13 protein-coding genes are annotated in these 21532 nt (G+C 44.3%); 3 read left to right on the forward strand and 10 right to left on the reverse strand.

The window, feature by feature from the left end:
* Window positions 1–14: 14 nt before the first annotated feature.
* The gene (locus WC496_11155) at window positions 15–1190 is read right to left on the reverse strand and encodes an 8-amino-7-oxononanoate synthase (protein MFA5293578.1); all 1176 of its coding nucleotides are present in this window, start codon (window positions 1188–1190) and stop codon (window positions 15–17) included.
* 174 nt (window positions 1191–1364) lie between these two features.
* Here WC496_11155 and WC496_11160 point away from each other — a divergent pair, with 174 nt between their 5' ends.
* Together WC496_11160 and WC496_11165 are read left to right on the forward strand one after the other, a co-directional pair.
* Window positions 1365–2219 (forward strand): rhomboid family intramembrane serine protease, encoded by an 855-nt coding sequence (locus WC496_11160; protein MFA5293579.1) that lies wholly within the window; start codon window positions 1365–1367, stop codon window positions 2217–2219.
* Window positions 2220–2545: 326 nt separating this feature from the next.
* Window positions 2546–5683 carry an ankyrin repeat domain-containing protein gene (locus WC496_11165; protein ID MFA5293580.1) on the forward strand — a complete coding sequence of 1046 codons (3138 nt, stop codon included), beginning with the start codon at window positions 2546–2548 and terminating at the stop codon, window positions 5681–5683.
* Window positions 5684–5773: 90 nt separating this feature from the next.
* Here the strand turns inward: WC496_11165 and WC496_11170 are convergent, their stop codons facing one another.
* The 9 genes from WC496_11170 to WC496_11210 all read right to left on the reverse strand — a co-directional run bounded on the left by WC496_11170 (window position 5774) and on the right by WC496_11210 (window position 13340).
* The gene (locus WC496_11170) at window positions 5774–6691 is read right to left on the reverse strand and encodes a hypothetical protein (protein MFA5293581.1); all 918 of its coding nucleotides are present in this window, start codon (window positions 6689–6691) and stop codon (window positions 5774–5776) included.
* A gap of 5 nt (window positions 6692–6696) precedes the next feature.
* Window positions 6697–7194 carry a hypothetical protein gene (locus WC496_11175; GenBank protein ID MFA5293582.1) on the reverse strand — a complete coding sequence of 166 codons (498 nt, stop codon included), beginning with the start codon at window positions 7192–7194 and terminating at the stop codon, window positions 6697–6699.
* Window positions 7187–7741 carry a sigma-70 family RNA polymerase sigma factor gene (locus WC496_11180; protein ID MFA5293583.1) on the reverse strand — a complete coding sequence of 185 codons (555 nt, stop codon included), beginning with the start codon at window positions 7739–7741 and terminating at the stop codon, window positions 7187–7189. The genes WC496_11175 and WC496_11180 overlap by 8 nt, the downstream gene beginning before the upstream one ends.
* A gap of 89 nt (window positions 7742–7830) precedes the next feature.
* Complete coding sequence (locus WC496_11185; GenBank protein MFA5293584.1) at window positions 7831–8592, reverse strand: M90 family metallopeptidase; 762 nt, start codon at window positions 8590–8592, stop codon at window positions 7831–7833.
* Window positions 8593–8646: 54 nt separating this feature from the next.
* On the reverse strand, window positions 8647–9618 hold the full coding sequence (locus tag WC496_11190) for a prolipoprotein diacylglyceryl transferase (protein MFA5293585.1): 972 nt from the start codon (window positions 9616–9618) through the stop codon (window positions 8647–8649).
* 71 nt (window positions 9619–9689) lie between these two features.
* Window positions 9690–10046 carry an aspartate 1-decarboxylase gene (panD, locus tag WC496_11195; GenBank protein ID MFA5293586.1) on the reverse strand — a complete coding sequence of 119 codons (357 nt, stop codon included), beginning with the start codon at window positions 10044–10046 and terminating at the stop codon, window positions 9690–9692.
* A gap of 54 nt (window positions 10047–10100) precedes the next feature.
* A complete protein-coding gene (panC, locus tag WC496_11200; protein ID MFA5293587.1) occupies window positions 10101–10949 on the reverse strand; it encodes a pantoate--beta-alanine ligase in 849 nt (282 codons plus the stop codon).
* Window positions 10950–10987: 38 nt separating this feature from the next.
* On the reverse strand, window positions 10988–12103 hold the full coding sequence (gene folK, locus WC496_11205) for a 2-amino-4-hydroxy-6-hydroxymethyldihydropteridine diphosphokinase (GenBank protein ID MFA5293588.1): 1116 nt from the start codon (window positions 12101–12103) through the stop codon (window positions 10988–10990).
* 10 nt (window positions 12104–12113) lie between these two features.
* Window positions 12114–13340, reverse strand: a complete 1227-nt coding sequence (locus WC496_11210) for an LL-diaminopimelate aminotransferase (GenBank protein ID MFA5293589.1) — start codon at window positions 13338–13340, stop codon at window positions 12114–12116.
* 381 nt (window positions 13341–13721) lie between these two features.
* On the opposite strand from WC496_11210, the gene WC496_11215 reads away from it, so the two are divergent.
* Window positions 13722–21532: right-handed parallel beta-helix repeat-containing protein (locus WC496_11215; GenBank protein ID MFA5293590.1), on the forward strand; the 7811-nt coding region annotated here is incomplete at its 3' end.

A 21532-nucleotide genomic window follows, 5' to 3' on the forward strand; every position in this document is an offset into this window, starting at 1 on the left:
CTCTTCTATCGCCTCTATACTATTTCGCTCAGACATTTACAGAGCGAATCAATTTGCTCTTTCGTATGGCCGAATTGAGCCGATATTCTCAATCTTGCCGTGCCGGGGGCAACGGTCGGCGGGCGAATCGCAACGACAAAAAATCCCTTTTCAAAAAGCTGTTTTGAAATTTCAAGCGTCTTTTCATTGTCGCCGATAATTACAGGAATTATATGACTGCCGCTTGCGGCGGTATCAAGACCGAGACTTTTCAGTTTATCTCTGAGGTAATCTGAATTCTGTTTCAGTTTTTCCCTTCTATCCTTTGCGTTTTTGATTATTTCAACTGCGCAAATCGCAGCGGCGGAATTGGCGACAGGCGGCGCGGTCGTATAAATGAACGGCCTTGCCTTATTGACCAGATAATCAATTACGCATTTATCTGCCGCAACGAAACCTCCGCTGCAGCCGGCGGATTTGCTGAGAGTCGCGACAACAATATCAATTTCATTCAGCAGGCCGAGTTCCTCGGCAAGGCCCGCCCCACTTTCGCCCATACAGCCGAAGGCGTGAGCTTCATCGACAATTAAATACGCGTTATATTTTTTCTTCAGCTCGACAAGTTTCTTTAAATCCGCAAAATCACCATCCATCGAAAAAACACTCTCTGTAACAATGAATTTGCGGTTGTATTCGGGCGAGGCGAGAAATTTTTCAATCCTGCCTGCTTCGACACGAGGCGAGGCGGACTGCGCCCTGTGATAGGTTCTAAATTCCGCTTCCGAACCCTTTGCGGCATCGATAATCGAGGCGTGGTCGAGTTTGTCGAGCAGAATCAGGTCGCCGTTTTGCGGAATAGTCTGCAAAACGGCAAAGTTTGTCATATAGCCGGAAGGAAAAACAAGAGCGGCCTGTTTGCCGAACATTTGGGCCAATTTGTTTTCGAGTTCAACGTGAGGGGCAATTGTGCCGCTGATGAGCCTTGAAGAGGCCGAGCCATAGCCGAATTTGTCCATCGCCTCTTTGGCGGCGGCGATAATCTGCGGATTTGACGCAAGATTAAGGTAGTTATTGCTGCAAAACAGCACTTTTTCGGCATCTCCGATACGTATTACGGTATCGCAGGCAGAATCAATACAGACCGAGACCCGGAGCAAACCCTTTTGTTTAAGCTCGTTAAGTTCGTTTTTAATAAAATCAAAATCAGCCATAAGAAAAAATATAGCCGCCAGGACACCAGGGCACAAAGAAAATTTGATATTATTAAAAAACTTCGTGTCTTTGTGCCTTTGTGGCTATAAATTGATTTTTTCTAATTGCAAACACTAAAGTCTTTCCGATATTATAAGAGACTAATCTATAAGACAATGATTTTTGGATAATATATGAGCGTTTATGACAGGGACTATTACCGGCCGGACTATGAGAATAATACGGCCCGGCCGCAAATGCAATTCAGACTGCCGCAACTGACGCCGGTTGTTAAGTGGCTTTTGATATTGAATGTCAGTATATATCTGCTGAGCATTATCATAAAACCTTTGGGCTGGTTCATTTACGACTGGCTCAGCGTCGATGCGACAAGTACTTTCCGCTCGCTGCAGCTTTGGCGGCTGGTAGGTTATCAGTTTCTGCACGACCTGACGAATCCCTGGCATTTAATTTGGAATATGGTAGGCCTGTATTTTTTAGGTCCAACCCTTGAACGGTTCTGGCAGAGTAAAAAATTCCTTACTTTCTATCTGCTCTGCGGTATAGCAGGCGGCGTGTTTTACCTGATGCTGGCAAATTTCGGCGCAGTTCGGGCCGGTTTTCTGATAGGCGCTTCCGGTTCGATACTCGGAATGCTTGCCGCCTGCGCGATACTCTTTCCGCAGTTTGTAGTGTTTCTGCTTTTCTTTCCTGTGCCGATTCGCATAGCTGCGGTGATTCTGACGTTCTTCTACATCGCAAATATATTTATCGGCTCATCAAATGCCGGAGGCGATGTAGCTCATCTTGCAGGTATGGCCGCCGGGGCAGGATATGTATATCTCTGGCCGAAATTCAAAAACAAATATAAACCTGCATCGCCATCCAACGACTGGGAAAAAAAATTCAGGGCTTACAGCGAACTCCAGAGAGAGGTCGACCGAATTCTGGTTAAGGTCAACGAACAGGGCATTACAAGCCTGACGAAGAAAGAAAAAAAGACGCTCGAAGAAGCGACAAAACTGGAACAGATGAAGAGCAAGTTATAAAAATTCTGCCTAATTTTCTCATTTTCAACACATATTTCGGTATTCTTTTAATTGCAGACCTGTCTGTCCATTAATGGCAGGTTAAAAAGCAGACAAGCCTTAAATTTCAAACACTCAAATTTTTCAATATAAAATGGACGATAAAGACATTTTTGGTTGAGTTAAAAAAAGGTAAGGATATAATTTAATCCACAGTCAAAAAATTGCTGCTGCCGGCTGTGCAGAACGGTTGCCGCAGCAATGTTCGTTCCTGCCATTACTGAGTAGAAGTTTTTTAATGGCAGGACTATGTTGGAAATAATAACACAAAGATAAAAGGAGTTATTATGAAACAAATCGTATTTGTATTGTGCATATCTATTATTACAACCGGTTGTTTTGCTGTTGTCGAACCAAACCAAAATAAAATTGCTAAAGCTGAATCCCCAAAAGAAGCTATCAATTGGGAAAAGGCTTATAAAAAAGAGGCCTACGCCAATCAAATTCTTCAAGCATATAAACTTTTCAACGACCTTGCCATTGATAAGACAAGGGAGACACTTCTCTCGTGTTCGGAAGAGTTGAGAGGCTGGGAATGGTATTACTTGTGGAATGTATCGACTAATGCCGGTTTTTGGCACAAAGAATCTAACGAAGAAGGCACAAGTATAAACATCACACCAAGAGTTTCTCCAAATTCATCTTGGGGACTTCTTGAAGAACAATCGTATTTAGGCGGCGCATTAAAAATTTTGCCCGGCCGAAAGTTTCCTGTGGAGTGCGTTCATTTCAGCAAAGACGGGAAATTATTATATTCTTCTGATTCATGCACGAAAGAAGCTATAAATTATGAAAAAGGACCAATAGCGAGTTCTCTTCCGTCCGAACCTATGATAAGAGTGTGGGATATCGAGACTTCAAAAGAGATTAAACAAATAAAAGTACCTACAGATCGAATACGCAGTTTCTGTTTAAATCCAATTGATGAACAAATCGCGATTTCAAATAGAAAAGAGATAATAGTTACTGACTTAAATGGGACTATATTGAAGAAAAAAGAAGCTCACGGAAAAGTTTCATATGATGCCTCTGAAGAAATTTCGTGGAGTCCCGATGGCAGGTATATAGCTTTTGAATCAAGAACTGAATATGATAACGCAGGTATGATAGAAATATGGGACATCAAAAATGACAAAATTCTACATTCCATTTCATTTAAGAGTGATCAAGAGAATACATTGCCGAATAAGAGAAACAGTATGACAAATTTTGAGTATGACATATATTCTCTTGTATTTAGTCCTGACAGCAAAAAAATAATAGCGGGTATTAATTTTTCCTTTAAATCAAACAAAACTTTAAGAGTTTTAGATGTGCAAACAGGCAGCGAATTGTCAATTTTTGGAGACCAAACTTCGATTGTAACTGATTTGTCGATTAGTCCTGATGGAAAATATATAGCTACATGTTCAGGAGATTCTGTAAATGGAGACAGTGAAATTAAAATATGGGATATGGAAATGGGCAAAGTAAAAAACATTTTGAAAGGTCATTCAGGCAGTGTTGAAAGTGTTTCATACAGTCCGGACGGCAAAAGAATTGTTACCGGGTCAATCGATGGAACGATTAAAATCTGGGATGCAGATTTCGGCAAAGAGCTTTTTAGTATAGGTCAGCAGAACGGAGTACTGGAAAGCTATAAAGCAAAATTCTCACCAAATGGGGAAAAACTGGCAGTATGGGGAGGATGGTCGGGATTTCGTAATACAAATGATATCAGAATACTAACCGCATCTTCAAAAGAGGACGCAGAGAAATGGAAACAGGGGGAAATAAATAAAAGTCAAGCTGCAAAACAGACTAAAGTTTCCGAAGAAGAGGATTTTTTGAATGCAGTTAGAAAGGGGGATAAGGCAAAGTTGAAAGATTACTTTGTTAAAGAAAAATATTGGGGACAATTTTATAGTTCACCATGGGAGCAGGCCATTAAGCTGCATGCTGATGCCAATACGTTCGAACTTTTAATTGAGATGGGAGCCGATGTAAACAAATATGAACCTCTCTGGAAGGCGGTGGAAGCGGGTGATTCAACGGCAGTAAGGGTTTTGGTGGAGCACGGGGCTCAAATGGAAGCAGAAGGGATGAATCATTCTACACCACTTCATCTTGCGGCCAAAAACGGAAACAGGGAAATTGTGGAATATCTTATTGCGCGTGGGGCAGATATCAATAGGTTTAATGATTCAGACGAAACACCTCTCGTTTTAGCTCTTGAAAATGGTCATTTGAAAGTTACAGAACTACTAATAAATAAAGGAGCGGAAGTAAACTTAGAAGTAACTCGTAATCCATTGGATTATGCACGGAAAAATGGATATATCGAAATTGCAAAATTAATCGAGGAGAAAGGCGGAGCGTCGCGCAATGAAATTATGAAAATCTTCGATGCTATAAAATATGGAACAATCGAACAATTACAACAAATTCTGAATGAACATCCTAATTTTGTAAATTCTATGGAAGATTCGAGGACAACACCAATTATTGCAGCAGTGCGTAAAGGTAAAGTTGAAAAGGTAAAGTTGCTGATAGAAAAAGGAGCACAATTAAATCTTGCCGATAAAGATGGTATGGCGCCAATTCATCATGCAGCGGAAAAAGGTGAAAAAGAAATTATAGAAATTCTTGTTAAAAACGGCGCGGATATAAATCTTGAATCCGATGAGGACGAATGTACGGCTCTTGGTTTTGCGATATCAAAGAGGCATAAAGAAGCAGTTGAAGTTCTGCTGAATAATGGAGCCAATATAAATTATCAAAACAATTATCCAGCCTATACACCTCTTCATTTTGCAGTAAAATCTGACAACAATGATATAGTTCAATTTCTCATATCAAAGGGAGCAGATACTAATCGCACAAATTCTCTTGGCGAAACACCATTACATTATGCAAAATCAGAAGCAATGAAACAGATACTAATTTTAAATGGAGGAATTAATTTATCAGATTTGACAAAAGCGATAAAAGATAAAAATTGTGAAAAGATTTCAGAATTTTTAAAAAGAAGCCCCTGCCTTGCCAATTCAGGTTTATATGAAACTTCATTGGAAAAGGCTATTAAAACCGATGATATCGAAATTGTTAAAATGTTTCTCGATGCAGGGGCAGATGTTAACATTAAAAATGGAAATGGAAGATATCCGCTCGAAGAATCACTGGAATACGATGTTAAGGATGCCAATATAGCGATGCTGCTAATAGATAAAGGGGCGAATATAAATGTCAGCGAATGGTATTCGCAAAAAACGCCGCTTCATACGGCCATAGAAAGAGGAAATGTTGAACTTGTCAGGATGTTGCTTGATAAAGGCGCTGATACAAATAAAAAATGCATCAATTACGGCACTCCGCTTAATATGGCAATGCAGCTCGGTAAATTGAAAATTGTAGCTATTCTTAATAAACACGGCAATACCAGGTAGCTCAGAAAATGGTGCAATATTTAGTTTTCTAATTTCATAAAAAAAGCCCCTTAAGTTTAAGGGGCTTTTCGCTGGATGCTTTCAAATTTTTCAGTTCCAGTCGATGCTTTCCGACTGACTCTGCAGTTCCTGCAGATGTTTTTCAATTTGTTCGGCCTTTTTACTTTTTATGGTTTCAAGCTCGGCCTGGCTCTTGTTTACGGCCTGCTGGAGTTCTTCGAGTTTCTTTTTGAGCTCTTCATACCTAAGCTGTTTCTTCTGAACAATCAGGTCGAATCTTTCCCCAAGTACAGTTCTTAATTGCTCGGTCAGTTCTTTTTTCTTCGCTTCATCCGTTGTGCCTTTAAGCTGTTCGAGCAATTCATTCCGTTTCTGTTTCAGAACAAGGTCCTTCCTGAGCACCTCGGCGAGAGCGGGATTAGCCTGTTCGGCATCGATAATCTGGCGGTAATTTTTCATTTCCAGCATCATTCTTCTCATATAGCCCTTAGGGTCTGTTTCCTTCAATGCCGCCAGTTCCTTTGCTTTTTCAGGTTCGTTTTTCTCGAGCCAGGCCGTCATTTCGTTTTCCCTGGCCTGCATATGCTCACGAACCTTCTCTCTGCCCATCATGCCCTGCATTGACTCCCTGTCGTCTCTCATATCCATAGGCTGTTCTCCGCCCATAGGCCCCTGACGACGAGGCTGGTTCGATTCAAAACCGGCTTGCTTTGCCATATAATCCCGTGCGGATTTTCTGATTTCCATACGGAAAAGTTTCGGGTTTTCATCGCGGAGCTTTTCAAGTCTTGCCCCTTCTTCCGGGTTATCGCTTTTGATTTTTTCAAGGATGTCGTTAAAGTATTCTTCGCCGCGCATAACTCTTTGTGCTGCAGGTTCCGGTGCGACTGCCGTCTCATTCGGCGATGCGACCTGAGGCACAGCGGCAGGCTCCTCAGCCTGTAACGTGCAGACAGTCAGAAGAATAACAGGCAGGGACAATAAAATTATTTTTACTGTCGTTTTCATTTTTTTCATCCTTTCCAAAAAAAGTTTTCAGTATCTATTATTTCAGTTTCAACATTTCCGACCTGCTCGGCAAGTCTTCCATTCGTGCCGTCATCTTCATTCAGACGAACGGCGAAAAGTTCGCCTCTGAGCAGTTCAATTTCTTTTTCCAGGGCGGCTATACTGCTGTCAACCTGCGACAGAGACGCCTGATAGCCGTTTTGAGCATAATTGTCAGCGGGCTTTTTCCCGCCTGTGTCCTGAAGCAGAAGTACGGCGCCAATAATAACTACCGCCGCCACCGCTGCCGTCTTGACAAAAATAGTCAAAAACGCGATGCGTTTTTGTTTTCGGCTGATTTGCAATTTAATCCTGTCGACAGTTTCCTGCGAAATTTTCGGAGCCAGGAATTTTTCAAACAGCCGGTCGGTTTCGGCAATATCAATTTTTATCCGCTCAACCTCGCCGGCTGAGTAGAATTTCGACAGCAGAACATCGATATTTTCTTTTTTATTTTCAGCCATCGGATTCTTCCATTAACTGCCGCAGCTTTTTAAGGCCGCGATGAACTTTCGAGAGTACAGTGCCAATCGGCTCATTTCGCATTTGAGCCATTTCTTCAAAGCTTAACTGCGAATAATAACGCATAACGATTATTTCGGCTGTTTCGGGCTCGAGCCTTTGCAATTGCCGGGTTAATTTATCTGTCATAACATCATTTTTATTAGACAGTTGCGTTTCAGGTTCGGCCTGTTCTTCAATACGAGAAAGCATCTTTTCACGGCGTTTTTTAGACCGTAAATAGTCGGTAAACAGGTTAGAAGCCATCCTGAAAAGCCAGGGTTCGAATGTTTCCGGCCGGCAGGAGCCGATTTTCTCAACCATTTTTAAAAAGAGCTCGCCAAGCAATTCGCTGGCATCATCACGGTTGTACGTTAATCTGTAAAGATAGCTGAATAAACGAGTTGAATAAATATCCACCAGTCGGGAAAAAGCCTGTTTATCGCCCTTACGAGCGAGCAAAACGATGTCTTCAATTTTTTCAGGGCTGGCCATTTCTCGTTTTTTCATAAATATAGACGGTTTATAATCTTCTTATATTGCATAATATTTGCAATTTCCCCCATTCCGCAAAGATTTTATTTTAGGACCCTGGCTCATTAAAACGAGCCGAGGTCCTGATGATAAAATTTTTTCAGTTCATTATATAAATCCGGATGAACCTGTTTCAGTTCTGTGGGTTTTTCAAAAAAGAATTCCGTAGCAACGGCGAAAAATTCGGCCGGGTCAATCGCGCCGTACTTATTTAAAAAAGCAGGATTATTCCTCTGGGCCGCCTGTCTGAGCAGTTCATAATCCTTTCGCAATACGCGAGCCCATGCGATATAGCTCGAAGTATTTTTAAGAACTTCGCTGTCGTCGCCCCTGCCGCTGGAACTGTCAATCTGATGCGCGAACTCGTGGAATACGACGTTCTGGCCGTCGTTAACATCGGCAGCGCCGTGCCTGACATCGTCCCACGAAAGAACAATAGAACCGCGGCTGTGAGATTCGCCAAGCAGAACCTGCGGACCTTCGGCGATAACTCCGCCGGGCAAATACTCGGCGCGATTCGCTATAAAGGCGTGGGGATAAACGAGGACAGAAGAAAGGCCGGGATAGTAATCGGTTTTGCGATGAAGAAGAAGCATACAGGCCTGTGCGGCGATGACAACTTTTATTTCATCGGTTATCTTAAGTCCGCCGCAGCCTTCGAAATGTTTTTCAGCGATGAAGACAAGAATATGCTTCTGCAGTTCTGTCTTGTCCGCGACGGGAAGGCGGTTATATAGCGGCACATTGCTTTCGATGATTCGCAGCCAATGCGAAGGGAACTGCCGACTGGCAATTCGATTCCGCCGCCATTTTTTGAACCAGAACATATCCTTTAACCTTTTGTCATTCAGGAATAAAAAACCATTTGATAAACCAAAGGGCTAAATAAGTTTGTCGGGTTTGGCTTTGCCAAAAAGCCAGATAAGCAAAAAACCGCCAAGCAACATCGCGATGCTCAGGTTCTGCGAAATGGTAAGGCCATTTGCCTGAAACGGATTATCATCGCGCAAAAATTCAATAAAGAACCGCATAATTCCGTAAACAATAAACATCAATGCAAACGTAATGCCGGGTCTGAAAAAAAACGGAATTGTTTTGCCGATGCTTTGCAGACGAATGCCCCTCTTGCGATGAATATAAAGCAGGATACAGCCGAGGAGAGCTGAAATCGATTCGAAAATCTGAGTAGGCCAAACAGGTAAACAACGATACGGGCCCCGCGTTACCTCAAATTTTTCCTGCGGGTTCAATAAATCTTTTGGTTTCAAATAATAATAACCATTATCGATGTTGAAGAAATCGTCCGGCAACTCGATATGAGGTTTTTCTCTGTTCCTCGAAAAATCAGGCCTAACCTGACTTTGATAAGCAAGCGAGCCGTAAGGAAAACGCACTGAAAAAGGACAACTGGTCGGTTTGCCGAAACAGCAGCCGTTGAGAAAACAGCCGATCCTGCCGAAGACAAGAGCCAGCATAAGGCCTATCGCAAGGATGTCGAGATATCGCCGAACGGGAAGCTTCTGCGTCCAGAGGTAAAGAACAATAACGAAAATGGAAAGAAACACCCCGCCCAGTAATTCCAGCCCGCCGTTCCAGACGGCGAAAATATCAATCAGCCTTGCGCCGCGAAACTGCTGCCAGTAATGAACGACATAAAAAAGCCTTGCGCCGACTATTCCCGCGATAAGCGAATACAAAGCCGCCGTCGTTATGTGCTCGGTATTTTTCTGCCCCATACTGCGCGAAAGCCTGCGGATAATAAATATAGCCGCGACAAAACCGCAGACCATAAGCAGACCGTAGCTTTTAACAGTTAAATCTGTGAACGGAATTCTAAATAACTCAGGATGCACACAAACCTTTAAATAAAATTTTAACTTCCCCCAAAGGGGTCTTAGACAACATCGAACGCTGGACGTTAAATTCAGATGGTTTCTTTAATACCATTCTTTTCGTTTGCAACGATAACTTTCGGCTTATGACTTTTCGCCTCGTCAGGTGTAAGCCAGGCAAAGCCCATTATGATGACAATGTCGCCTTTCTTCATAAGCCTGGCGGCTGCGCCGAGTATGGATATTTTCCCAGAGCCGCTCTTTTCCGGCACAACATAAGTCTCAAGCCGATTGCCGTTGGTAACATCAGCGACAAGAACCGATTCGTAAGGCACTATGCCGATGGCATCCATCAACGCTGAATCTATGCCGATACTTCCCGGATAGTCTATAAGTGAATCGGTTACTGTGGCCCTGTGAATTTTGCTCTTCAATACTTTAATCAACATTATATATCACCAGAAATAATAAAATTGCGGAAACCGTAATATTTTAATCAAGGATTACTTAACATCAAGCACAATATTATCAATCAGCCGGGTAGAGCCCAATTTTACCGCCATCGCAATCAGGATTTTGCCTTTCACCTCGGCAGGTTCATCGAGCGTTTTCGCGTCAACAACGCTTATATACTCAATTTTTATGCGTTTGCTGATTTTAAGGATTTTCTCCATCTCGCTTATAATCTCGCTGCTTTTACACACACCTGCCGCGATAAATATTTCCGCTTCCTGCAGGGCGGCGTATAATAATGCCGCATCTTTTCTTTCGTCGGGATTGAGATATTTATTCCTGCTGCTCATCGCAAGGCCGTCTTTTTCACGAAAGGTCGGACAAACAACAATTTTCAAAGGCATATTCAAATCCGTGACCATCCGCTGGACAACAAGAACCTGCTGGGCGTCCTTCTGTCCGAAAAAAGCAATGTTCGGCTGAACAATATTAAAAAGTTTGGCACAAACAGTCGCGACGCCTCTGAAATGGCCGGGCCTGCTTTTGCCGCATAAAGGTTCGCTGAGCTTTTCAACGTTTATCCATGTAAGATTTTGTTCGGGATACATTTCTTCCGCCGAAGGCGCAAAAACAACATTAACACCGCAATCTTTACAGGCCTTTACATCCGCGTCAAATGGACGAGGATATTTGGCAAGGTCTTCGCCGGGGCAGAACTGCGTCGGATTTACAAAAATACTGGCAACAACAAAGTCGGTTTGCTTTTTCGCGGCCTTTATCAGCGAAAGATGGCCTTCGTGCAGGGCGCCCATTGTCGGCACAAAACCGATTTTTTTGCCGGCAGATTTGGCCTCGGAAATAATTTTTCTTGTTTGTTCTATGGTTTTTATAATCTTCATAATTTTTTAATTACCGCTCTCTTACGGTCGCGGCTCGGTTATTTACCAATGTAATAATTTATTTTTTCGCCAATCTCTTCGACCTGCTGTTTTTGGCGAAAATCGACGGACTCGGCATTTAACGTTATGACCGGGCAGCGGTCGAATTCCCCAAAAAGTTTGTCATATCCTGTATGAAGTTTTTCGAGAAAATTCAAATCGATACCCCGCTCGTAAGGACGGCTGCGCTGCTTTATACGCTTCAGACAGCCTGCAGGAGAAGATTTAAGATGTATCACAATCGAAGGCTGCGCAACTGTCCTGCTCATCACGGCATTAATTTTCCTGTATATCTCGAACTGCATCGAATCAAGCCAGAGCCGGGCGTATATCATTTCCTTTTCCATTATATAGTCGCTTACGGAATCGGTATCCGCGGGCAAATTTTCCCGCTTCAATTGTTCGCACCGGCTTAGTAAAAAATATAACTGGCTGTCGAGAGCAAAGGATTTCTGGCCGGCGTAAACCTTCGCCAAAAAAGGATTGCTGTCGTAAGCTTCTTTTATCAGGTTAAAACCAAATATGTTTTTCAAACCTTCGGCAAGAGTTGTTTTTCCTGCGCCGATTACGCCCGCAACCGAAATGAGTTTCGGCTTACCGGCATCGATATAAAAATTCTTTCCGCTCAGTCTGCTGTAAAGAACAGCGGCGGTTTCCTTAAGCACAGGATGAATAACCTGCGAATCTATCTGGCAAAGTCCTTTAAGGACAAACGACCTCAAATGCATCTGCCGATGCGGTATAATAAGGTCTTTCTTGTGAATGATTTTATTGCCGAACAGCAGGATATCAAGGTCAATCGTCCTGTTCGACCATTTTTCCGCGGTTTTTTTTCTGCCCAGAGACGCTTCAATCTTTTTCAAAACCTTCAGCAGTTTGTTGGCCTTAAAAGTTGTTTTAATTTCCGCAACAAGGTTGAAATAATTTCGCTGTTTTTTTTCAGCCTGTGGTGAGCCTGCCGAATCCACAAGCGGTTTTGTTTCCGTCACGTCGCTTGTACGAAAAAGTTTTATATGCTTATCGGCGGCAATCGCATCAAGAGCCTTGGTTATATTCTTTTTCCTATCGCCAAGATTGCTGCCAAGGCCGATATATGCTGTTGTCTCGCCGGACATTAGTATTCCTTTACAGTTTTTTTATTCGTTCCATGGCTTGAGCCACATTGTTCGGATTGCCGAATGCGCTTAATCTTACGAAGCCTTCGCCTGCCGAGCCGAAACCGCTGCCGGGCGTGCATACAACGTTCGCTTTTTCGAGCAGATAGTCGAAAAATTCCCACGAAGTCATTTTGTTTTTTGTTTTGAGCCAGACATACGGCGCGTTTACGCCGCCATAAACTTCGTAGCCGATTTTTTCGAGCGTACTTCTGATAAGCGCGGCGTTGGACATATAAAGTTCGATAATTTTGCGAACCTGTTTTTTGCCCTGGTCGGTATAAACCGCCGCGGCAGCAGATTGCGAAACAAAACTTGCGCCATTGAATTTCGTACAATGCCTTCTGTTCCATATCGGATTTACCTGGACAGTTTTCCCGTCAGAGGCCCACGCTTTCAATTCTTTTGGTACAACTGTAAATGCGCATCTTAGTCCGGTAAAACCGGCTGTTTTACTGAAAGAACGAAACTCAACCGCGACCTCTTTGGCGCCCTGTATTTCGTATATCGAGTGAGGAAAAATATTATCGGATATAAAGGCCTCATAAGCGGCATCGAATAAAATTATCGCTTTATTGTCTCTTGCGTAATCGACCCATTTTTTTAGCTGTTCTTTTGTGGCGACCGCACCGGTCGGATTATTCGGAAAACAGAGATAAATCAGGTTAACTTTCTCTTTCGGAAGTTGTGGTACAAAATTATTATCGGGCGTGCAGGGCATATAAACAATTCCGCCGAACCGTCCGTCTTTATCGATTTTGCCGGTTCTGCCGGCCATAACGTTTGTATCGACATAAACAGGATAGACAGGGTCTGTTACGGCAATCACATTATCGATGCCGAAAATTTCCTGAAAATTTCCGGTATCGCATTTTGCGCCATCGCTTACAAAAACTTCTGTCTTTTCGAGAGTTACACCTCTGCTCTTATAGTCATTGGCAATTATGGCCTCTATCAAAAAGTCATAACCCTGTTCCGGGCCATAACCTTTGACACTTTCCCTGCTGCCCATCTGGTCAACGGCTTTATGCATAGCCTCTACAATTGCGGGAGGCAACGGCTCTGTTACGTCTCCAATTCCAAGTCTGATAATGTTGGTATCAGGGTTTTTTTCTGAAAATATTTTAACCCTGCGCGAGATTTCCGGGAAAAGATAGCCCGACTGCAGCTTCAGATAGTTAGCGTTAATCTTAATCATAGTAATTCCATTAAAGTCAATAAAATGAACAAGTTATATTACGGAAAAATTAAGCCGATATACCCTGCGATATCGCAGAAAGTGTACGTTAAATTACAGGCAGTTTCAGTAACTGTCAATAAATAACGGAAGTTCTTTTACCAGAAAGGCTTGCTGAAGGCGTTATAATGATGTTTTTGTCTTGCAATAGGCTGAAAAGTTTGATAAAATTTGTAATCTGTTTGGGGCTCAAGGAAGAGGAACACTCTGCCGCTTTGGCCGGTAAAATGGACTGCCGGTATATGGGCGAAGCAGGATTCTCGGAACAGACTTTTTTGAAACGACTCAGCCTGATACCAAAAATATTGCGCTTAAAGTTTATACTTTTTTCAGGATTGGAAAATGATTAACTCAAAAAAAATCGAAGGTCACTCAAATTTGTCAGGATGGAGCAAATTTACCATGAATACAAAACTTATTTTCGGTTTAACTTTAACACTCTTCTTAACCACTATCTCAACAGCAGCGGTCTATGTACCCGCGGATTACGGCACAATCCAGGGAGCCATCGACGCTGTGTTGGATGACGGCAACGAAGTCATCGTCGCAGATGGTACTTACTACGAATACGACCTTCACTTTAACGGAGTTTTAATAACCGTTCGCAGCGAAAACGGTCCTGCAAACTGTATTATCGACTGTCAGGGGAATGGCCGCGGATTCTCTTTCGATAACAGTGAAACCCCGGCTACCGTTGTTCAGGGCTTTACAATAATAAACGGCAGCGCAGACTTCGGCGGTGCAATCGAATGCTTTGAAGCTTCGCCGACAATAGATAACTGCATCATAAAAAATAACTACGCAGATTTCGGCGGTGCCATAGACTGCCTTAACGCTTCACCTGTCATCATAAATTGCCGTATAACCAATAACTATTCCTACTACGACGGCGGCGCTATAGAGTGCGGCAGTGAATCAAGACCTGAAATAACAAACTGTCTTATAGCCGATAACACTTCGGACGGATACGGCGGCGCCATAGACAACTATGGTTTGTCTCAGCCTGTAATTATAAATTGCACAATCGTAAATAACACAGGCGATAACGGCTTTGGCGGCATTTATTCCGCCGACGCAAGTGTGGTAATAAGAAATTCTATCCTGTGGAATAACGTGGATGACATATACGGCTCGGCAGCAGCAACATATTCCTGCGTTCAGGACGGCATCGCGGGAACAGAAAATATAAATACTGACCCGCTGTTCAGAACGGGTCCTTTAGGCAACTATTATTTAAGCCAGATTTCAGCAGGACAGCTTGCAAACAGTGACTGCATCAATAGAGGCATGGAACTGGCCGACGTGATTTTCGGGCCGGGACATTCCTTTACCACCAGAACTGATAATACGCCGGACATCAGCAAGGTAGATATGGGCTTCCATTATCCTTATGGCGGACCAACCCTACAGTATAAACTAACGACAAAAGCCGATCCGAATACAGCCGGCACAGTAAACCCGAATCATCCGGCTCCCGGTCAGGATTACAAGCAGTACACTGAAAAACTTATTACGGCAACAGCGGCCGGCAATTATAAACTTCTCCGGTGGATTGACGCAAATACTGCTACTTACAATCCTCTTGTTCCGGCTACATACCATACTACGCCGGGATTAAATAACACATTTGTTATCACATTGAACACAGACAAAACAGTCATCGCCGAATTCAGTCCAACGGCAACATACAAACTTGCCAGTTACGTCATCGGCGGGAATGGTTCTATTGTCAACGTTGACCCCAATTACTATCCCGACCCGAACAACCCGGGATCTTATTTTATACCTAAAAACATTGCCGATCCAAACAATACACCTGTTACTATAACTGCTCTTCCAAATCCGGGCTATATCGTAAAACAGTGGATTAAAGGTCACACGGCAAATTTCAATCTGAACGACCCGAATACTTATACTATTATTCCGGGACCGGTCAATCCATTAACAACAACTATTGATGCAAACACTACCATAACAGTTGAATTCAAGTATCAGCAATGGTTACTGACAACCCGCGTTGCCGATGGGAACGGCACGTTAATGCCCAAACGAGGCTACTATCCGGCCGGAACAACCGTTCAGCTTGTAGCAACACCTGCCGACGGCAATAGAGTTGAAAGCTGGACATGGACAGGAACTGGTACAGCCGGCCTGGCAATAAATCCAGGATGGAATTGCAATACAAACTCGATTTTGATGGATGGCAATAAAACTGTTACTGTGAAATTTCAGCCCAGCACCAGCAAATTGATAAAAGTTTTGGGCGATATCTACGGCATTCAAAACGCTGTAAATATGGCCAATAACGGCGATACTATAAAAATCTATCCCGGCACTTATGTCGGAACAGGCTTTACAATAAACAAAATTTTAACAATTGTCGGAGACCCTGAACATCCCGAGAATGTAATCATCGATTGCACAGACGGGGCCGGTTCAAATTATGGTTTCGATCTTTGGGGCGACCCGCTTAACCCGCTTAACCCCTGTACTTTAAATGGCGTTACTATAATAAACTCCAGAGTAGGCGGCGGTACAGTCGTAACATCTACAATACCCGGTACCCATGGCTGGCCGACACAATCTGACCACACAAATTTAGATAGTATGTCTGTCTACGGAGCTGCTGTTTCCATTCACGGCGACCATATCGTAAGGAACTGTATTATAAGAGACTGCGCCGTTTTAGGCGGCAGAGCCGGCGATGGTACTCCGGGCGGAGACCCTAACAACCCCAATACTCCTGCCGGCGGCGAAAACGGCGGTAACGGCGGCTGGGGTGGAAATGTCGGCGGTGCAGGCATATACGTCGACTTTGGTAACCCAAAAATTACAAATATTTTAATTGAAAATTGCGTCGCTATCGGAGGCAACTCCGGTAATGGTGCGACCGGCTTTTCCGAACAGGAAGACTTTTTTGACCCGGCTGCTATATATTACCCGCCGGGCACAAGCGGTGTGGGCGGCTACGGCGGTAACGCTATGGGTGCCGGTATCTATATTAGTCATGCCAGCAACGCATATCTTACAGATGTTACAGTCAGAAATTGTTTAGCCATCGCAGGTAACGGCGGAAACGGCGCAGACGGTGCGGTTGATGTCAACGGCGCTGACGCTGGTTTGCCCGGACGTGTTAAAGGTGCAGGTATTCACTGCGGCGATCATGCTTTGGCTGTTTTGGTTAATTGCGTGGTTGAAGATTGCGCTGCGGTCGGCGGAATAGGCGGTAACGGCGGTAACGGCGGCGCTGATTTTCCAAACGTCGCACCTGCTGGAAACCGTATAGGCGGATACGGCGGTCTCACTACTATCACAGCCGCAGGTCAGGGCGATCCAAAACTGTTCAGCGCAAATGGAGGCGCCGTATTCTGCGATGACGATTCAAACGCATTGTTTACTAATTGTTCATTTACCGGCAATGCAACTTACGGCAGCATAAGCGGCCTTGGCGGCATAGCCACATATGGCGGGCAGTCTCAGCCTCGCCAAAATTACCGTGTGCCGAGCGCCGGTGCAGGTGTATTCTGTTCAACAGGGTCTATTTCCAGCTTTAGCAAATGTCTGTTTGAAAACAACATAACCGCTTATAATGAAGATTACAATGACCCGAATCGTCTCGGTTTGATAAATGTTGCCGGCATAAGCAACTATGCCGGTGAATATACCGGCGAAGGCGGCGGTTTGTGTTTGTGGGGCGCGGCTAACGCCAATATTAACGATTGCAATTTCGTTCAGAACTCCGCACCTCTCGGCGGCGGCATATACAGCTTATGGTCTGCTATAAAAATCACAGACAGCAATATTATAAATAACCGTTCTTATTCCGGCGGCGGTGTTATGACTCTCGAAAGCACCGGTCTAATTTCAAAATCTCTTGTAAAAGGAAATACTGCAGGAACTGTGTTAAGCGTTAACCAGGATTCGGGCTACGCCGTGTATGGAACAGGCGGCGGTATTTATGCCCTTTCCAGTCTGATAGATATTAACGATACTACAGTAATAGAAAATAGTTCGAACAATATCGGCGGCGGTATCTGCTTTGACGGCGACTGGTGGCCGCAGCCTACATTGAAACCATCAATCAAAAACTGTCTTATCACCGACAACAACGCGGTTGAAGGCGGCGGCGGTATCGCCGCTATTTATCTTGCTAAACCGACAATCCAAAACTGCACCATTGCAGATAACTCTACAACTGACGCCAACGGTATCGGCGGCGGTCTGCTTGCCTCTTATCTGGCTAACGTAACGGTCAAAGATACTATCCTCTGGGGCAACAGCGGTAATTATGGTTCGCAAATCGCTTTAAGCAGCGACAACTCCGATATGCCGTCAAGTCTGACAATTACATACAGTGATATCGATTTGAGCAGCAGTTCAATGCCAATTTACCTCGACGATACACGGTGCTCAATAGTCGGCCTTGCGCAGGATATATACAATATATGGTTCGTCGAAGGCGGTACCAATATTGCCGATAACCCGAATTTCGTATCCGGCTATTATCTAAGCCATACAGTAACAGGTCAAATTATTGACAGCGCCTGCATCGACGCAGGAAGCGCCCTTGCCGCAGCCGTTGGAATGGATACATATACCAACAGGTTAGACGGTGGACTTGATAGTGATATGGTAGATATGGGTTTCCACTATCGTCAGGCTGTACCGCAGCACAATATAACAGTTAGAATTATTCCTGACATAGACAATCCGACAGTTTACGGACGAATCCTCAATGAACCAAATTCGATTGATTCTTCTTACGACCCGAATACCCTGACCTATACGTACCGGCTTTATGAAGGTATGAATTTGACATTGACGGCTGTATCTGACGCAAATGAATATATCAAAGGATGGTATGACCAGTCAGATAATCTGCTTGTGACTACACAATCCTATAGCTTAACTGTAAGTTCGGACGCCACATATTTCGTAAGATTTAAACCGAGACGCATAATTCATGTTCCCGGTGCTTATCCGTACACTAATATTCAGCAGGCCATCGATGACGCTGAAAACGGCGACATAATAATTATACACAGCGGCAACTATGTCGGAACAGGTTTTATGGTATATAACAAAGACATAACTATCACCAGTACCAATCCGGATGACCCCTGTGCAGTGGCGCGCACTATAATTGATTGTGCAGGCGAAAACGGAGGAGGAATTTTACTCTACGGAACAGGCTCGGGCACATGCACTTTGAACGGATTGACGATAATCAATGGGCATACAACTGCTGTTCCGGCTTTGGACGGCGATAACCCCGGCGATAACGGAGGCGATGGCGGCTCGCATGCCGGTCAGGCTTTAATAGTTTACGGCAATCATAATGTTTTAAACTGCGTAATACGCAATGCTTATGCCGGCGGCGGCGCTGCCGGTAATGGTGCAGATGGCGATGAAGATAGTCGCAACGGCGGCAGAGGCGGAGAAGGCGGCGATGCCTTTGGTGCGGGCATACTTGTTTATTACGGTTCACCAATTATCAAAAACTGCCTTGTTGAAGATTGCCAGGTCATCGGAGGCAACGGCGGTAACGGCGGTAACGGTAATAATGACTCAGACGGCATAACCTCGGGTGCAGGCGGACGAGGCGGATATGCCGGCAGGGCTTATGGTGCCGGTATAGCATGTATGGACGGTACCAGTCCGACATTCGAAAACTGCACTGTCAGAAACTGTCAGGCTATCGCAGGCCAGGCCGGTGACGGCGGAAATACAGGTAAAGGCATGGGTATGGGCGCTTACGGCGGTCTTGCCGACGCTGACCCGCAGCAGGACGAACCGACAAACCACAGTGCTTACGGCGGCGGCATTTTCGTTGGAAAAGCATGTAATGCCACGTTTACAAACTGTACAATTGAAAATAATATAACTGACGGCAGTGTCAGCGGACAGGGAGGCGAAAGTTATAACGGTGTCCAGACACCTCCGCACAGAAATCTTAATGTCGCCAGTTATGGTGCCGGTATCTATTGCGATGAGAGTTCCTATACGAAATTTGTAAAATGCAGTATACAGGACAACAACACAACCCTGCACAGCAATTACTATGTCGGTTACGGCGGAGGACTTGCGATAGTCGGCGGTTTATATTCAGAACTTACCGATTGCAATCTCTCAAGCAACAGTTCCAATGTCGGAGGCGGTTTCTATTCAACAGATCTGCAAGACCTAAAAATAGACAACAGCAGCATCGTTGATAACATCTCGTATATCGGCGGCGGTCTATTCACGATATACGGCAAATCAGATATCAGCGACAGCTATATTGGTCGAAATATCGCCGAATGGTATGGAGAACCAGATGACCCGAACGCGGCAACGGAATCTTATGTCTACGGAGCAGGCGGCGGTTTATACAGCTTTGCAACGCGGGCAGCCATCAAAGATTGTCACATTACAGAAAATACATCGAGCGGTTCCGGCGGCGGTATCTATATCGGCGGCGAAAGCGCAAATTATCCGCGAATCGTAAACTGTCTTATAACAAAGAACAGAGCCAACAGGGACGGCGGCGGTATATCAACCAACTGGTTCGCTGCGACAACTGTCCGGAACTGTACAATAGCAGAAAATAGAGTTACATCGGCTGACTTCACCATAGCAAACGGCGGCGGTATCTATGGCTCATACGGAAGCACAACAGATGTGAATAACTCCATCCTCTGGGGCAATATCGCAAATGAAGGTTCGCAAATTGCCGTTGGAAGCGGCGATCCGGCTTTCCCGCTGATTTCTGATGTAAATATAACTTTCAGTGATATACAGGATCCCAACCAGACTGCGGCCTCTGCTCTGGATGTCGTAATACTTATCGATACTACCGGAAGTATGGGCGGCGTTCTCGATTCAGTCAAAACTGCGGCGGCTGATATCGTGGACAGAATCGCTCAAAATACATCGGATTACAGAATCGCCGTTGTCGATTATCGCGACTTCCCGATAGCTCCTTACGGAGCACCAGGCATTGATTATACATCTAAAGATGATATAGAGTTTACGACGAACCGTACAGCGGTTCAGAACGCTATAAATGCCATTACGCTCGGCGCAGGAGCCGACTGGGAAGAATCCGTCTATTCTGCATTGATGCACTGCATAGACGCTAATTCACTGGGCAATTGGCGAGTTGATGATAACGTAAAGAAAATTATAATTCTTATGGGAGACGCCCCGCCGCACGATCCTGAACCGAATACCGCTTATACACTTAAAATTGTTACGGATGCGGCCAACGGCAAAAATATAAATATATATTCGATACTTACAGGCGGCGGTGTCGGCAACACAACCGCAACCTCTTATTTCAAAAGCCTGGCGGAAGATACCAGCGGCGTACTTATTGAAGCTCCGGACGCCAGTACATCTTCGGCTGCAGTTATACAGGCGATTGACCTGGCAACCCTTGAATCTATGCCTGTTTATACAGAAAATGGCTGCATAATAAATCATTGGAATGCTGTCACGGGCTGGGATGACGTCAATAGTAATAATATTCATGAGGACCCGAATTTCATATCCGGCTACTACCTGAGCCATATGGCTACAGACCAGTTAAAAGACAGCAACTGTATTGATGCAGGCAGTAGTAACGCTAACAAGATTTCCGTTCTGCCGGATACAAATATGGCTGATTATACAACTCGAATCGACGGCGTGTTCGATGCCAACAAAGTCGATATGGGTTATCATTACCCGTACGGTGTGATGAAGTATGAGATAACTGTAAAAATACTGCCGGATGCCAACTATCCGGGAATTCATGGTAGTATTACAGCCAACCCGAATAAGTTTATCTCTTACGATGCAAATACGGCAACCTATACTTATAGATTCTATGCCGGCACTATTCCAACCTTAACGGCCGTACCCAATTTAGACTTCTATGTTAAGGGCTGGTATGACAAAAATGACGCAAGAATTTCTATCGCAAAATCATTAACGTTTACGGCTGATTCAAACAACACATATTTTGTTCGTTTCAAACCGGCACGTACAATCTCTGTTTCCGGCGGCGGCGCAGCACTTACAAATGCTGTAGAAACGGCCGAGAACGGCGATACGCTAATAGTAGCGGCAGGAACTTACACCGGCGATATAGATATTGCCGGCAAACAACTTAAATTGTACGGCGTCAATCC

Source organism: Phycisphaerae bacterium (assembly GCA_041652575.1).
In the GTDB taxonomy this organism is placed as follows: domain Bacteria; phylum Planctomycetota; class Phycisphaerae; order Sedimentisphaerales; family UBA12454; genus UBA12454.

Coding starts and splice junctions, on each gene's coding strand:
- WC496_11180 (MFA5293583.1), bottom strand. CDS start 7,741: ATGAAAAAACGAGAAATGGCCAGCCCTGAAAAAATTGAAGACATCGTT.
- WC496_11210 (MFA5293589.1), bottom strand. CDS start 13,340: ATGATTAAGATTAACGCTAACTATCTGAAGCTGCAGTCGGGCTATCTT.
- WC496_11185 (MFA5293584.1), bottom strand. CDS start 8,592: ATGTTCTGGTTCAAAAAATGGCGGCGGAATCGAATTGCCAGTCGGCAG.
- WC496_11160 (MFA5293579.1), top strand. CDS start 1,365: ATGAGCGTTTATGACAGGGACTATTACCGGCCGGACTATGAGAATAAT.
- panD (MFA5293586.1), bottom strand. CDS start 10,046: ATGTTGATTAAAGTATTGAAGAGCAAAATTCACAGGGCCACAGTAACC.
- folK (MFA5293588.1), bottom strand. CDS start 12,103: ATGTCCGGCGAGACAACAGCATATATCGGCCTTGGCAGCAATCTTGGC.
- WC496_11170 (MFA5293581.1), bottom strand. CDS start 6,691: ATGAAAACGACAGTAAAAATAATTTTATTGTCCCTGCCTGTTATTCTT.
- WC496_11155 (MFA5293578.1), bottom strand. CDS start 1,190: ATGGCTGATTTTGATTTTATTAAAAACGAACTTAACGAGCTTAAACAA.
- panC (MFA5293587.1), bottom strand. CDS start 10,949: ATGAAGATTATAAAAACCATAGAACAAACAAGAAAAATTATTTCCGAG.
- WC496_11175 (MFA5293582.1), bottom strand. CDS start 7,194: ATGGCTGAAAATAAAAAAGAAAATATCGATGTTCTGCTGTCGAAATTC.
- WC496_11165 (MFA5293580.1), top strand. CDS start 2,546: ATGAAACAAATCGTATTTGTATTGTGCATATCTATTATTACAACCGGT.